Genomic DNA, 14,694 nt, shown 5'->3' with positions numbered 1-14,694 from the left:
TGCGATCAGCCCTAACCCCAATCGTTCCCATATCATACCCGTAACCATATACGGAATCAGCCACATACCCCCGGGATCACCCCGTAAGTTGATGATTCCACTGGATACCTCCGCTACATAGGGAGGGGGGAGGGGTATCTCCTATCGTAGCCGCTTGCGCTTCTTCGCAGGCGTCGGAGCCTCGCCCACAGCCGCACAACTCTGCACTCCGCCCCACACCCGCGAGCAGGTAACATCCACCTTCAGCGGCCTGTCGCCAGCGGTCTTCAGCCCCGGCAGCGCAGCCTCCAGCCCATCGGCCAGCGGCGGCAGCGTCCCCCGCATCGACTGCAACTCCTGCACCGTCGCGCTCCCCGCCAACCGCAGCGTATACCCTCGCAGAGTCGCATGCCCGGCCAGCTCCAGCGGCGCCGCCTTCACCGTCGGCGCCAGACTCAGCGGTGCCAGCGTCAGCATCCTCTGGTTCGCACTTACCGAGATCGTCATCGGCTCCGTCGCTCCTGCCGGCACCGGCTTCGCCGCCCAGGGCAACGGCCCCGCCACCCGCGCATGGAACTCCCCCAGCCACCCCTCGGTCGCATCGGGCGAGTACGTCACACTCCCCGCCACCACCCCACGCGGCTCATCCTGCACCGGAATCCGCTGCGAAAACAGCCGTGCCCAGTCCAGCACATAACTGTCCGCAACATTGGTCATCCCCAGCCGCAGCCCGCCCAGACCGCGGTCGGCCGCATGCAGGCCGCTCAGCTCAAGCTGGTCCGCAATCGCCACCACCTGCCCCGGGTTCTTGCCCCCCTCCGGCACCGGAGTAGCCAGCGCGCACGACGGGTCATGCACCACCGCCTCCGGAGCATCCAGTTGCCCACCGCACTCCACGCTCACATCCAGCAAACGCACCGGAACAAAATCGGATCGCCGCAGATCGTTCAAATGCACCTTCGCCACGAACTTCGCATCGCTCATCGGACCACTCAATGTCGCGTCCATGTTCAGGGTCCCGCGCCAGCCTGCGTCAACGCCCGTCAGCAGCTTGCTGGCCTCGCCCAGGGGAGCATCATGCCAGCTCGCCACCAGGTCCACCGGCACCGCGCCCACCGTCGTCGCGCGCTCCAGGCTGCCCTCCAGCCGCATCGTCCCTGCATCGGACACATTCATGTCCGTCCGCGCCGGCTGCCCCTCCAGCCGCACCCGCCACTGCTCCTCACTCGGCAGCCACAGCGCAAAGTCGGCATCGGTTAGCGAGAACGGCTGCTTTTCCTCGGCCAGCTTCACATTCACGCGCCCGTTCGTCGCCTCGATATACGGAAACCGCGGCGCCGGTCCAGCCTTGCTCTGCCCCGTCGGAGCCGTATTCACCTGCGCCGCATGCTTCAGCAGCCCCTGCAGGTTCCACTGCCCGTCCGCGTTGCGCACCAGGTTCAGGCTCGGCTCCACAAACCGTATGCTCGAAAGCTCCACCTGCCGCCGCCACAGCGAGCTCGGCCGCAGCGTAATCTCCACCGTGTTCGCGCGGATCACCGGCTCGTTGCCGAACGCCGGATCCTCGCTCACCACCAGGTTCTGCAGCGTAAACCCTGGGATCGGCAGTAGCTGCAGCGTCACGCCATCCAGGTGCACCGGCCGGCCCAGGCTCTCGCTCAGGCTCGTCGCAATGCGCTTGCGTAACCGGCTCACATTGATCAGCGGCGGCGTCAGCAGCAGCAGCAGCACCAGCCCAACGATCCCCGCCGACCACAGCAGCCGCGCACGCACACGCGAAGGTGGCGTGTCCGCGGTTGTCTCACTCCTGTGTTCGTGGATCTCCATCATGCGGGCAGTCGTATCGTGCTTGTCAGCCTACTACCGGATCACGTGGAACGTCCGGCTCCACCGCGTTCCGCCAAACAGGTGCGTGAGCACGTGGAAGAAGAAGCTGACACGGTCGCCAACGCTCGTCTTATTTTCCTGGTCATCCGGTGTCCTGAACGACCAGTACACGAACATCGGCCTTCCCATGATGTTCTTCATGGGCACAAAGCCCCAGAACCGGCTGTCCAGGCTCTCCGTCCGGTTGTCGCCCATCGCAAACACGCTGTTCGGCGGCACCACGATATCATCACCCTGAATATGGCTCGATATCTCCTCCGCCCACAGCGATGCGTTGTTCTCGATCGAAGCCTCCTGAATGCCAGCAACATCCGACGGGAAATCGTCGCGATAGGGGACATACATACGGTCTCCCGTACCCGGCTGCAACGCATACGGCTCATTCTGCGCCACGCCGTTGATGTACACGATCCCGCCGCGCAGGTGAATGTGATCGCCCGGCAACCCGATCGCCCGCTTCACCAGGATCAGGTCCGGCGTCTCCGGGTTCGGCTTCAGGAACACAATAATGTCGCCATGATGCACCGGCCGATAGTGCACAAACGGTGCCCAGCTCGTCGGCGGCGCCAGCGTTACCCGATCCACCACCACATGGTCGCCTACCAGCAGCGTGTTCTCCATCGAACCCGACGGGATCTCGAAGTTCTGGAATATGAACCCCGTCACGAACAGCCAGATCACCAGCACCGTGCAGATCGAGGCCAGCGCCTCCAGCGGTGTCTCTACCGGTTCCACTGCCGCCTCTGAGACCTGGGCCTGTGCTTCTGGTTGTGTACTCAAAACGCGGTTCGCTCCTCGGAATCGAAGTGGCTCTGCCCAAACGGCATTGGCAGGATGGCGGCTCTGTCAGTGTACCCTGCCCAGGGTGATGCCTGAGCTTCGGTGTCCCTCGTCACGCCAACTGATTCCACCGCATCGTAGCCTGATAGACGTTGAACCCGAGGTACCAGCCATGCGAGCCGCCATCTTCGCCGGAACCAGCCGCCAGCCCGGGGCTCCCTTCCTCGACCTCGTCGATGTCCCCAAACCCGCGCTCCTGCCCAGCCACGTTCTCCTCCGCGTCCTTGCCTGTGGAGTCTGCCGCACCGACCTCCACATCGTCGAAGGCGATCTCCCCGTCGTCCACCCACGCCTCATCCCCGGTCACCAGATCGTCGGCGAGATCGTCGACGGAGCCACCGCCGATCTCCCTCTCGGCACCCGCGTCGGCGTCTCCTGGATGGGCGGCACCGACGGCACCTGCTGGTTCTGCCAGCACGCCATGGAAAACCTCTGCGACAATCCTGCCTTCACGGGATACACCGTCGACGGTGGCTACGCTGAGTTCGCCCTCGCACGCACCGCCTTCGTACACAAACTTCCCGTCGGCCTCGACGACGCCCACGCCGCGCCTCTGCTCTGCGCCGGCATCATCGGCTTCCGCAGCCTCCGCGTCGCCGGCGTGCAACCCGGTGAACGCGTCGGCCTCTTCGGCTATGGCAGCTCCGCCTCGCTCGCCATCCAGGTCCTCCGCCACTGGCACTGCGAGGTCTACGTCGTCACCCGCGGCGAAGACCATCGCAACGACGCCACAGCCTCCGGCGCCACCTGGGTCGGCAACGAAGACGACCGCCCTCCCGTTTCCCTCGACCGCGCCATCACCTTCGCTCCCGCTGGCAAGGTCGTCCTCGACGCCCTCAGCTCTCTCCGCAAAGGCGGCACCGTCGCCATCAACGCTATCCACCTTGACCAGATGCCCGCCTTCGACTACGACAAGCTCCTCTGGGGTGAGCGCCAGATCCGCAGCGTCGCCAACATGACCCGCGCCGACGCCCGCGACTTCCTCGCCATCGCCGCCGAGCTCAACATCCGCCCAAAGATGACTACTTTCCCCCTAGAACAAGCCAACGAAGCTCTCTTGGCCGTAAAACACGAAACCTCACAAGGCTCCGCCGTCATTGTCCCCTGATCATCACCCATCCGAGGCCACACAAGGCATCGGCATCGAAGTCCGCAAGATGCTCTCAGAGCTCCTCCCAGCCCAGCCCCTTTGATATCCTTGAGCCTGATCGATCAAGGAGAAACCGTGGCGACAGCTACCCTGCCCGAAACATCTACCCTCCCCTACAAAGTCGCAGACATCACCCTCGCCGACTGGGGCCGCAAAGAGATCACCATCGCCGAGCACGAGATGCCCGGCCTCATGGCCATCCGCCGCAAGTACGCTGCAGCCAAGCCTCTCAAGGGTGTGCGCGTTACCGGCTCGCTGCACATGACCATCCAGACCGCCGTGCTCATCGAGACCCTCGTCGAGCTCGGCGCGACCGTCCGCTGGGCCTCCTGCAACATCTTCTCCACGCAGGACCACGCCGCCGCCGCCATAGCTGCCTCCGGCGTCCCCGTCTTCGCCTGGAAGGGCGAGACCCTCGAAGAGTACTGGTGGTGCACCGATCAGGCCCTCAACCACGGCGACGGCCTCGGCCCACAACTTGTCGTCGATGATGGCGGCGACGTCACCCTGCTCATCCACAAAGGCTACGAGCTCGAGAACGGCGACCGCAGCTTCGTAGATGGCAACGCCGGCTCGGTCGAAGAGGGCGTCATCCAGAACCTCCTCAAGGCCACTCTCGCCGCTGACTCCCAGCGCTGGCACCGCGTCGTCAAGGACTGGCGCGGCGTCTCCGAGGAGACCACCACCGGCGTCCACCGCCTCTACAAGATGCTCGAGCAGGGCACGCTTCTCGTCCCCGCCATCAACGTCAACGACTCCGTCACCAAGTCCAAGTTCGACAACCTCTACGGCTGCCGCGAATCCCTCGTCGACGGCATCAAGCGCGCCACCGACGTCATGGTCGCCGGTAAGGTCGCCGTCGTCTGCGGCTACGGCGATGTAGGCAAGGGTTCGTCGGCTAGCCTCCGCGGCCTCGGCGCACGCGTCATTGTCACCGAGATCGACCCCATCAACGCCCTGCAGGCTGCGATGGAAGGCTACGAAGTCACCACCGTCGAAGACACGCTCGGCCGCGCCGACATCTACGTCACCACCACCGGCAACGTCGACATCATCACCCTCGACCACATGAAGAAGATGAAGGACCAGGCCATTGTCTGCAACATCGGCCACTTCGACAATGAGATCCAGATGGCCGAGCTCGACGCCTCCGGCGCCACCAAGCTCAACATCAAGCCGCAGGTCGATCAGTACACCTTCCCCGACGGCCACTCTATCTTCATCCTCGCTGAAGGCCGTCTCGTCAACCTCGGTTGCGCCACCGGCCACCCCAGCTTCGTCATGTCCAACAGCTTCGCCAACCAAACCCTCGCGCAGCTCGACCTCTGGTCCAACAAGGACATCTACAAGATCGGTGTCTATGTCCTGCCCAAGAAGCTCGACGAAGAAGTCGCTCGCCTCCACCTCGAGAAGATCGGCGTCAAACTCACCGTCCTATCGAAGAAGCAGGCCGACTACCTCAGCGTCCCCGTCGAAGGCCCCTACAAGAGCGACCACTACCGTTACTAAGGCAGTGAGTAGCAAAAGAGGGGCCGTCGATTTTATCGGCGGCCCCTCGTCTTTCACTTCCATTTACTCACCACCCTCAATGCATCATTGGCTCTTTCACTCCGGTCTTCACCAGCAGGTAGTTCATCGGATATGCCGTCGCAAATCCCCCGATCATCGCGACCTGCATCATCAACCAGTAGCCCGCCTGGTTGGGCTCCAGGGGATGTTTCGAAAACAGCACGAAGTGGCTCAGCGCCATCCATCCATACATCCCAATCTGCCATGCCGTAATGGAAAGCGTATCGGCCTTGATCGCAGCCCAGACGCCGGCGCCAAACGACAATCCCCGCATCGGCGCCAGCGTGAAGTACTGAAACACGATACCCAGCGCCCACGCCAGAACAAAGTCAGCCACAAAGCTTGCCCACAGTGGCGAGCCCCAAAGACTCCAACCCAGTCCGAACACCGCAAACTCCGCCACGATGTCACCCAGCGTGCAACCCGCTCCGCAGTGGCTTGACGCAAGCGCAATCTGCACTGCCCCAGGAGACCTCTTCATCGCCTCCATCATCCGGTCATGCTCCGGTCCCGACATACGCGGCTTCTCGCCGCCAGCCTTCGCGCGTCCAAAACGAAAGTAAAACAACAGCGCAAAGACGCTGCTATACAGCGCCGTAATCGGCCACACAACATTCATGATCCCCATCGCCTGCGGCCTGCGCAGCAAATCCACCACCATCACCACCGCACAAACAAACGCAACACCCAGCGAACCCCATGCAACCGTCTCAAGCATGCGATACCTCAACACGTGTCGCCAACACCGGCCAACACTCATGGTGAGATAGATGCCTCTCGCGAACCACCCGCAACTATTTCCTAAATTGCATCCGCATCCACCGCAATGATCGCCTGCACCGCCGGCGTCAACACACTCGCCTGCGGCTCAGGACGTACTCCTGCAAACGGCCGCATCGTCAGCGGAGAATCGATCAGCACCACCGTCCGCACCGCACCCGACGCATAGCTCACCTGTGCTCCACTCAGTAGCATCTCCGCCGTCGAGCTCGGCACCGTCCCCGCCGGCACCACCACCAGCGCATACATCCCTGCAGGCACATTCACGTACCCGCTGTTCCCGCCCAGGTTCAGGTTCGTCGCAAGCGGCGCCGTAAACGCCAGTTTGCCGGTCGAAGGCACCAGGTATACATCCACCGCTCCGCCGCGCGTCACCTCGTCGATGATCCGCACCGCGATCTGCCCTGCCGGTGCCGGCTGCATCTGGTCCACATACAGCGTCTGCTGCATCTCCGCCGCAGTATTGCCCACAATCGCCGTGTACTGCCGCCCTGCCGCCAGGGTCACATTGTTCGTCGCCAGAGTCTGCCGGCTTCCGGCCCGTGTCGCCGCCAGCGTCACCCCACCCGGCTGCATCGGCACATACGTCGTCACCATCCCGAACCCCAGGTTGTACGCCAGCCCGGCATTGTTCTCGTAGCTATCCACGCTCCCCGCATCCGGTGAGGCGTCGACCACTCGCAGTTGCGCCGAGTTGCTCGGCATCAGCCCAATGCCTTGGCAACCCGTCAGCAACATCGTCGCGGACGCCGCCATCAGCAGCCGCAAGCCACTCCGCCGGATTGGGCCTGCCTCGATCATCATCATCGCGTGGTACTACGTCCTCTAGGGTATCGGAGTTCACTTAAACCAGCGCCCCACTCCGCCCTGACGAACAAAAATAGCCACGGCGAACACCCAGGGTTGCCCCGAACGCCCGCCGTGCCCCCATTTATCGAGATCGCTACCGGCCCGCGAACCACCCTACTTCTGCTTCGCGATCACCATGCCCTGGATCTTGTTGTACGTCGCCTGCGGGATGATCCCCCTGGTCACAAGCTGGTTCTTGGCCGTATACGGCCGCCCGGCAATGATCTTCGCCGAATACACCTTACCAACGCCCGGCAGAGCGGCAAGCTGGTCCGCTGTTGCCGTGTTTAGGTCCAGCAGCGCGGGCGCGGCCTTCGAGTTCGCAGCAGGCTTGGCCTGCGCAACAGCAAGCGGCTGCGCCACGGCAAACAGAGCGGCAGCCAGGGTGGTCAAAGCAAGGACTCGACGGAAGGTCTTCATAGGAACAACGTTCTCCTTATGCAGAATTGGCATTGCTGGTTGCCAAGCATACTTCGTATCGTCTCCGCTTGCATCTGAATTTTCGCTCGGCTAGACCGACACAACCCGCCCGCGCCCAACTTCAATCCGCGTCATCTGCCCATCGCGCATATGCAGAATCCGATCCGCAATCTGCGCGGCCTCAGGATTGTGCGTAATCATCAGCACCGTCTGGTTCAGCTCGCGACTGCTCGTCTGCAGCATCTCCAGCACCGCATCCGAATTCTGCGTGTCCAGGTTCCCCGTCGGCTCATCGGCCAGCAGGATCGCCGGTCGCGTAATCAGAGCCCGCGCAATAGCCACACGCTGCTGCTCGCCGCCGGAAAGCTCATTCGGCCGATGATCCAGCCGTCCTTCAATCTTCAGCAACGAAGCCAGATGCTTCAGCAGCTCCTCATCGAACGGCTTGCCCGTCTTCGCAATGTCATGCGCCAGCTCAATGTTCGCCCGTGCCGAGATCGTCGGCAGCAGGTTGAACCGCTGAAACACAAACCCGATCTGCGACCGCCGCAGGCTCGTTCGCTGACCATCGTTCAGCCGCGAAAAATCCTTGCCCTGAATATGCAGTGACCCATGCGTCGCCGAAGTCAGCCCACCCAGCACATAAAATAGCGTCGACTTTCCCGACCCCGAAGGCCCCACAATCGCCACAAACTCACCCGCGGCCACCGTGAACGTAACGTCCCGCAGCGCCGGAACCTCCAGCTTGCCACTGCGATAAGTCTTACCGAGATGTTCCGCTACGATGATGGGCTGCGTTGCCAGAGTCGATTGCATAGACCCCCTCAGTCTATCGCACCAGCCATCACACAACGATTACGCCAGCCCCTGCGCCACGAACCCCGCCTCCATCTCGGTCTGCTCCAGAAAACTCATCTCCAGCCGCACCCCAACCGTCGCAAACGGGCTCGCGCCCTCCGGCTGGTGCCGCCGCCGTGTGCACAGCCACGTCATCGCCAAATGGCTGTCCCGGCTCATCTCCACGCCTGCGCCAATCAGCCCACTGTACAGCTCATCCACACCCGACAGCCGCGCCGTAAACAGCATCTCCACCTGCGTCGCCGACACCGCCTCCCGCGACTCCACCCAGCACCCACACTGGTCCAGCGCCTCCAGCATCGCCCCCATCACCCCAAACCGCTCCTCGTAGCTGAAGCACCGCAGCTCCACCTCGCGCTGCGCCGTCTCCGCTGCGGGCACAGGCACTGCCGCCACCGTCGAACTCGCCGATATCGACATCATGCAACCTCCTTCTCACCAGCCACATCCTCCAGGCTGTTCTATCCCTTATCGGGGATTGCCCCTCACCGCACGACCTCTGTTCCACACTGCTACGCCGCCTCTTCGCCTCGGCAAAATTCATCAGCCCTTCAACCGCCAACGTACCCCCGCCGAGACATGAGCCCCGCATGAGTACACTGTTCAGCAGGCCTGCCCTTAGAGGTCTCTAAGCCACCGCCCGCACACAAGGAGCTCTCCCCTGATCCTCGGCCTCGGCACCGACCTCATCGAAATCGAGCGCATCGAGCGCAGCTACCGGCGCTTCGGCCACTCCTTCCTCAACCGCGTCTACACCCCCGGCGAGATCGCCTACTGCATGGCGAAAAAAAACTACGCCGAAAGCCTCGCCGCCCGCTTCGCCGCCAAGGAGGCTGGAGCCAAGGCCCTCGGCACCGGCATCAGCCGCGGGGTCAACTGGCGCGAATTCGAAGTCCGCCGCGCTCCCGGCCAACGTCCCGAGCTCCATCTCCACGGCCGCGCCGCCCAGATCGCCGCCCGCCTCGGCATCCGCCGCCTCTCACTCTCGCTCTCCCACTCCCGCACAACCTCCATCGCCGTCGTCGTGGCGGAAGACTGACCACAATTCCGCACCCCCGCCCGCCGCTCCCGCATCCTAATTTCTGCAACAACGCATCGTTCCATCGCCTTCGTCCGGCTGTTACGATGGAGCCACGCCAGCCACATCCGGTCGCCACGCACGCCAGCCACACGAGGGAGTTCTATGCCGAGTCAACAGGAAGTCAAGTGGTCGCAGCTCAAGGTCGGAGTGATCGTCCTCATCTCCGTCACCCTGCTCTGTGTCCTGCTCTTCCTTATGACCAGCGCCTCCGGCATGAGCGTCTTCAGCCACAAGATCATCATCCACACCTACTTTGACAACTCCGGCGGCCTCAAGGTCGGCGCTCCCATCGAGCTCGAAGGCGTCACTGTCGGCGAGGTCACCCATGTCACCGTCACCACGGACCCGGCGCGCAAGCTCACCCCTGTGCTGATCAAGATGAAGATCGACCCCAAGTATCTGCCCAGCCTGCACAAGGACACCACCGCCGCCCTCGCCACCGTCGGGGTCCTCGGCGACACCGTCGTCGACCTCAACAGCAAGCTCGCCACCGGCCCCGAGCTCCAAAGCGGCGACGAGCTCCGCACCACCGCCTCGCCCAGCCTCAACGACGTCATCAAGACCAGCCAGGGCACCGTCGCCGACGTCGATGTCGTCCTCAAAAAACTCGACCTCATCGAGAGCACCATCATCTCGGGCAAAGGTACCGCGGGCAAGCTCATCACCGACCCCAGCCTATACAACAAGGCCAACGACACCATCACCCAGCTCCACGAGCTTCTTGCCAGTCTCAACAGCGGCAAGGGCTCCCTCGGCAAACTCGTGCATGACGATGAGCTCTACAACAAGCTCAACGACACCTCCACCAAGCTTGACGCTATCGTCACCTCACTCAACGAGGGCAAGGGCACCGCCGGCAAGCTCCTCAAGGACGACGCGCTCTACAACGACCTCGACTCCACCCTCAAGCACGCCAACTCCCTGCTCGCCGAAGCCGACCGGGGCCAGGGGACCCTCGGCCTCTTCACCAAGGACCCCGCCTTCGCCCACAAGCTTGACGCCACCGTCACCCATCTCAACACCTTGCTTGGCAACGTCAACAGCGGCAAGGGCACCCTCGGCAAGCTCGCTACGGACGACGCGGCCTACAGCAACCTCAACCGCCTGCTCACCTCCTCCAACGATCTCGTCACCGCCGTCCGCCAGGACCCCAAGAAGTACCTCGTGATCCACCTCCGCGTCTTCTAGCGGACATCGCTGCTGATACTTCTGTTCGTCATTGGTCCGCCAGGGAATTTTGTTTGTCATTCCCGCAGGGAATCTGCGTCTTTCGCGCCACAGATCTGTCCTCTCTTTTCTCGTCCCCTCGTCTCTCTTATCTGAACAGGAACCCGCGCCATATTTACCCGGCAGGCATCTCCGTAGTTCCACCAACTTCTGCGTCCTTTCACATTGGCGTATCGTCTCCTCATAGCTCATTCTTTGCACTGCTCCAGGAGACCTATGCGCCCCTACGTCATTGCCGCCATCCTCGCGGCGGCCACGCCTCTCTGTTTCGCGCCAGCTTCCCACGCCCAGTCGGTCATCGCTCCCGACCAGACCATCACCCTGCCGACCGGCACCTGGGACGCGCCCACCTCGGCACCCGTCAAGCCCACCATCTTCGACCTCTCTGCCATCGACAAGACCGTCGATCCTTGCGTCGACTTCTACCAGTACGCCTGCGGTAACTGGCGAAAGAGCCACCCCATCCCCGCCGACCAGGTTCGCTGGGGCCGCTTCAACGAGCTCGCCGACTACAACAACTACTCCCTCTATCAGGAGCTCCTCGCCGCCGCCGAGCACCCCAAATCCCCGCTCCAGAAGCAGTACGGCGACTACTTCGCCGCCTGCATGGACACCGACGCCATCGACAAGTTAGGCGACAAACCGCTCCAGCCTCAACTCGAAGCCATCGCCGCTCTTAAGAGCATCAAGGACCTTCCCGCCTACAACGCGAAGCAGGACCGCCGCGGCGGCGGAGCCTTCTTCTACGTCGGCGTCCAGCAGGACCAGAAAGACAGCTCACAGCAAATCGCCGGCACCGGCCAGGGCGGCCTCACCCTGCCCGACCGCGATTACTACCTCAACCAGACCCCGCGCTACAAAAAGATCCGTGAGCAGTACATGGACCACATGCAGAAGATGTTCGTCCTGCTCGGCGACACCCCAGAGCAGGCGCTGCTTGAGTCCTCCAACGTCATGTGGATCGAGACCGAGCTCGCCCGCGGCTCCATGGACCGCGTCGAGATGCGCGACCCCGCCAAGCGCTACCACATCATGACCATCGCCGAGGTCGAAAAACTCAGCCCCGACTACAACTGGTCGATCTACCTCAAGGACATCGGCCTCCCCGCAAAGACCCTCAACGTCAGCTCCCCGCAGTACGTCACCACCGTCCAGTACGAGCTCTCCCACGGCACCCTCTCGGCCATCAAGAGCTATCTCCGCTGGCACGTCGTCCACACCGCCGCGCCGCTGCTCTCCAAGCCCTTCGAGACCGAGAACTTCGACTTCTTCAACAAGACCCTCAACGGCCAGAAGGAAGAGCAGCCCCGCTGGAAGCTTTGCACCCGCATGACCGACCGGGCTCTCGGCGAGGCCGTCGGCCAGGACTGGGTCAAGCAGAACTTCCCGCCCTCCGCCAAGGACAACACGGAGAAGATGGTCCACGCCCTCGAGGCCGCCATGGCCGACGATCTCAAGTCTCTCCCCTGGATGTCCGACGAAACCAAGGTCCAGGCGAAGCAAAAGCTCGACGCCATCGCCGACAAGATCGGCTACCCCGACCACTGGAAGGACTACTCCTCCATCGAGGTCAAGCGTGGCGATCTCCTCGGCGACGTCCAGCGCGCCGGCGCCTACGAGCGTAAACGCAACCTCGACAAGTTCGGCAAGCCCGTCGACACCTCCGAGTGGGGCATGACTCCGCCCACCGTCAACGCCTACTACATGCCCTCGCAGAACAACATCAACTTCCCCGCCGGCATCCTCCAGCCGCCCTTCTACGACAACAGCATGGATGCGGCCGTCAACTTCGGCGGCATCGGCGTCGTCATCGGCCACGAGATGACCCACGGCTTCGACGATCAGGGCTCCAAGTACGACCTCCACGGCAACGTTCGCCAGTGGTGGACCGACGAGGACAAGGCGAAGTTCCACGTCCGCACCGAGTGCATCGCCAACGAGTACGACGGCTTTGAGGTCGCGCCTGGCCAGAACCTCAACGGCCATCTCACCCTCGGCGAAAACACCGCCGACAACGGAGGCATCCGCATCGCCTACCAGGCACTCATGCAGACCCTTAGCCAGCCGTCATCCACCAGCGAGCGCACCGAGCCCCTCACCGCCAGCGGCACGCGCGACGGCTACACCCCGGCCCAGCGCTTCTTCATCACTTTCGGCCAGATCTGGTGCCAGAACGCCACCGAGCAGTCCGCCCGCGTCCTGGCCAAGACCGATCCGCACGCCTCCGGCGAGTGGCGCGTCAAAGGCACCGTCCAGAACTTCGACGAGTTCGGCAAGGCCTTCGGCTGCAAGGTGGGTCAGCCCATGATGCCCGCCTCCGGCGGCTGTCGCGTCTGGTAGCCCCTCGATCCTCCCAACCCAGGTCCCCGGAAGCGTCACTTCCGGGGACTTTCTCTTGCAAATCGCCCCTGTATCCGAAAACTTTTCTGTCCCGCCCGCTAACCCCTGCCATCGCAGCACCGTCGAAGCGGTAACTTTCCGTAACGGCCAGCAGTTCGTCCGCTGTCCGGATTCATAGGATCGGAGGTGTAAACCTCGCTATCGGTTGGCGGAAAACCCCGCTAGCTTCTACAATCATGCAAGGTTTGTACTTCTCTCCGCGCTCCGGCGCTGAATACAAAAGACAGGGTTCCCCGCACTTCGCCCGGACGGTCACACAGGTCCGGCGATCTCGGGTTGATAAAGGAAGCGCATGAAGTTGAGTTTGTTTGGCCGTTTGGCGATGGCCTTGTTCGCATCGTTGGCACTTGGGTTGGGTATGACGGCCTGTGAGGGCGGCACCATTGGTTACATGTGGGTGCTAGGGCAGCAGTACAACCAGATCGCCGGTTTCAAGATCGACGATTACTCCGGCAACCTCACCAACGTGCAGGGTTCCCCGTTCTCCTCGAATGGTGCCATGCCCGTGTCCCTCGTCATCAAGCCCGGTGGACGTTTCGTCTACGTCATCAACCAGGGTACCGGCGGCAGCGCTAACGGTGCCGGTGCCGGCCAGAACATCGCGGTCTACTCCGTCGGCGGCGATGGCGTTCTCACCTTCCAGCAGAGCTACCAGTCCCTCGGCTATATCTCGCAGTGGGCACAGTTCGACTCCACCGGCACCTACCTCTACGTGCTCGACGAGTACGCACCCAGCTGCGGTGGCACCGGCACCAGCGGCAATACCTGCCTCTTCAACGGCCCGAACACTGACGGCAACGGCGCCATCACAGTGTTCTCCTCGGACTCCACCACCGGCCGTCTCTCTCTGGTCACCAACGCCCAGACCCAGATCAATGGCGTCAACACGCCCTTCTGGGAGGTTGGCCCCAATCCCTTCATGATGAAGACCCTCGCCGGCTGCCTCTTCACAGCGAACAAGGGCAACCAGTCCATCTCGCCGTACACCATCGGTTCGGGCGGTCAACTCAGCTTCACCACCACTCAGACCTTCTTCACCGGCACCGGCAACATGACCTCCATCAACGGCTCCGGCAGCCTACTCTACCTCACCGACGCGAACTCCAACACCATCAACGGCTACACCGTCGGTTCCAGCTGCGCTCTGGCTACGGTCAACGGAGGCAACACCGCCAACATCACAGGCACCTCCAACCCGACCTATACCTACATCGACAGCACCAACAAATATCTCTATGTACTGAACCAGTCCTCTACAAGCACCACCACGACGACTCCGTACAGCAGCATCTCCGCTTTCACCATCAACACCACCAACAACGAGCTGCAGCCCATCTCCGGTGCTCCTTACCCGGTTGGTTCGGGCCCGGTCTGCATGGCGGAGGACCCCACCAACCAGTACTTCTACATCTCGAACCATAACGATGGCACCATCACAGGAAAGTTCTTCAACCCCGCCACCGGCCAGTTCAGTACGCTCAGCCGAGGCTCCACCTTCAACGCGGTGGGTGAACTCTCCTGTCTCGCCATCAGCGGTACCATCTACTAGGCACCGCCTGAACCCCTCGTCGGAGGGCCCCTCGCCCGGGCCCTCCTTCAGTCTTAGCCTTCCGGCATACGGCCGGCAATCAAACCAGGGGACGCCACAAGCGCC

The 14,694-nt window shown here is 62.7% G+C and carries 13 protein-coding genes; 6 read left to right on the top strand and 7 right to left on the bottom strand.

What is annotated here, in order from left to right; all coding sequences use genetic code 11:
• Positions 1 to 141: 141 nt before the first annotated feature.
• Together GOB94_RS10670 and lepB are read right to left on the bottom strand one after the other, a co-directional pair.
• Complete coding sequence (locus GOB94_RS10670) at positions 142 to 1,809, bottom strand: AsmA family protein (protein ID WP_182275908.1); 1,668 nt, start codon at positions 1,807 to 1,809, stop codon at positions 142 to 144.
• 30 nt (positions 1,810 to 1,839) lie between these two features.
• Positions 1,840 to 2,646 carry a signal peptidase I gene (gene lepB / locus GOB94_RS10665; RefSeq protein WP_182275907.1) on the bottom strand — a complete coding sequence of 269 codons (807 nt, stop codon included), beginning with the start codon at positions 2,644 to 2,646 and terminating at the stop codon, positions 1,840 to 1,842.
• A 172-nt stretch (positions 2,647 to 2,818) separates the two neighbouring features.
• Here lepB and GOB94_RS10660 point away from each other — a divergent pair, with 172 nt between their 5' ends.
• Both GOB94_RS10660 and ahcY read left to right on the top strand, forming a co-directional pair.
• Entirely contained in the window at positions 2,819 to 3,814 is a 996-nt protein-coding gene (locus GOB94_RS10660; RefSeq protein ID WP_182275906.1) for a zinc-dependent alcohol dehydrogenase family protein, read from the top strand.
• A 117-nt stretch (positions 3,815 to 3,931) separates the two neighbouring features.
• Entirely contained in the window at positions 3,932 to 5,365 is a 1,434-nt protein-coding gene (gene ahcY, locus GOB94_RS10655) for an adenosylhomocysteinase (protein WP_182275905.1), read from the top strand.
• Between the two features lie 76 nt (positions 5,366 to 5,441).
• On the opposite strand, the gene GOB94_RS10650 is transcribed toward ahcY, so the two are convergent.
• From GOB94_RS10650 to GOB94_RS10630, 5 genes are all read right to left on the bottom strand, one after another.
• Positions 5,442 to 6,143 (bottom strand): DUF4396 domain-containing protein, encoded by a 702-nt coding sequence (locus tag GOB94_RS10650; protein WP_182275904.1) that lies wholly within the window; start codon positions 6,141 to 6,143, stop codon positions 5,442 to 5,444.
• An 83-nt stretch (positions 6,144 to 6,226) separates the two neighbouring features.
• Positions 6,227 to 6,910: a DUF4397 domain-containing protein gene (locus tag GOB94_RS10645; RefSeq protein WP_255483849.1), complete on the bottom strand. Its 684-nt coding sequence runs from the start codon at positions 6,908 to 6,910 to the stop codon at positions 6,227 to 6,229.
• Positions 6,911 to 7,168: 258 nt separating this feature from the next.
• On the bottom strand, positions 7,169 to 7,474 hold the full coding sequence (locus GOB94_RS10640; protein ID WP_182275902.1) for a helix-hairpin-helix domain-containing protein: 306 nt from the start codon (positions 7,472 to 7,474) through the stop codon (positions 7,169 to 7,171).
• Positions 7,475 to 7,564: 90 nt separating this feature from the next.
• Complete coding sequence (locus GOB94_RS10635) at positions 7,565 to 8,290, bottom strand: ABC transporter ATP-binding protein (RefSeq protein WP_182275901.1); 726 nt, start codon at positions 8,288 to 8,290, stop codon at positions 7,565 to 7,567.
• A gap of 39 nt (positions 8,291 to 8,329) precedes the next feature.
• Complete coding sequence (locus GOB94_RS10630; RefSeq protein WP_182275900.1) at positions 8,330 to 8,755, bottom strand: hypothetical protein; 426 nt, start codon at positions 8,753 to 8,755, stop codon at positions 8,330 to 8,332.
• 238 nt (positions 8,756 to 8,993) lie between these two features.
• On the opposite strand from GOB94_RS10630, the gene acpS reads away from it, so the two are divergent.
• The 4 genes from acpS (at position 8,994) to GOB94_RS10610 (ending at position 14,589) form a co-directional block, all read left to right on the top strand.
• Positions 8,994 to 9,371 (top strand): holo-ACP synthase, encoded by a 378-nt coding sequence (gene acpS, locus GOB94_RS10625; RefSeq protein WP_182278581.1) that lies wholly within the window; start codon positions 8,994 to 8,996, stop codon positions 9,369 to 9,371.
• A gap of 144 nt (positions 9,372 to 9,515) precedes the next feature.
• Entirely contained in the window at positions 9,516 to 10,601 is a 1,086-nt protein-coding gene (locus tag GOB94_RS10620) for an MlaD family protein (protein WP_182275899.1), read from the top strand.
• A 255-nt stretch (positions 10,602 to 10,856) separates the two neighbouring features.
• On the top strand, positions 10,857 to 12,980 hold the full coding sequence (locus tag GOB94_RS10615; protein ID WP_182275898.1) for a M13 family metallopeptidase: 2,124 nt from the start codon (positions 10,857 to 10,859) through the stop codon (positions 12,978 to 12,980).
• Positions 12,981 to 13,332: 352 nt separating this feature from the next.
• Positions 13,333 to 14,589 carry a beta-propeller fold lactonase family protein gene (locus tag GOB94_RS10610; protein ID WP_182275897.1) on the top strand — a complete coding sequence of 419 codons (1,257 nt, stop codon included), beginning with the start codon at positions 13,333 to 13,335 and terminating at the stop codon, positions 14,587 to 14,589.
• Positions 14,590 to 14,694: the final 105 nt, after the last annotated feature.

It is taken from the genome of Granulicella sp. 5B5, from assembly GCF_014083945.1.
In the GTDB taxonomy this organism is placed as follows: domain Bacteria; phylum Acidobacteriota; class Terriglobia; order Terriglobales; family Acidobacteriaceae; genus Granulicella.
Note: the sequence above shows the minus strand (reverse complement) of the source record. Positions and strands in the feature narration are given on the sequence as shown.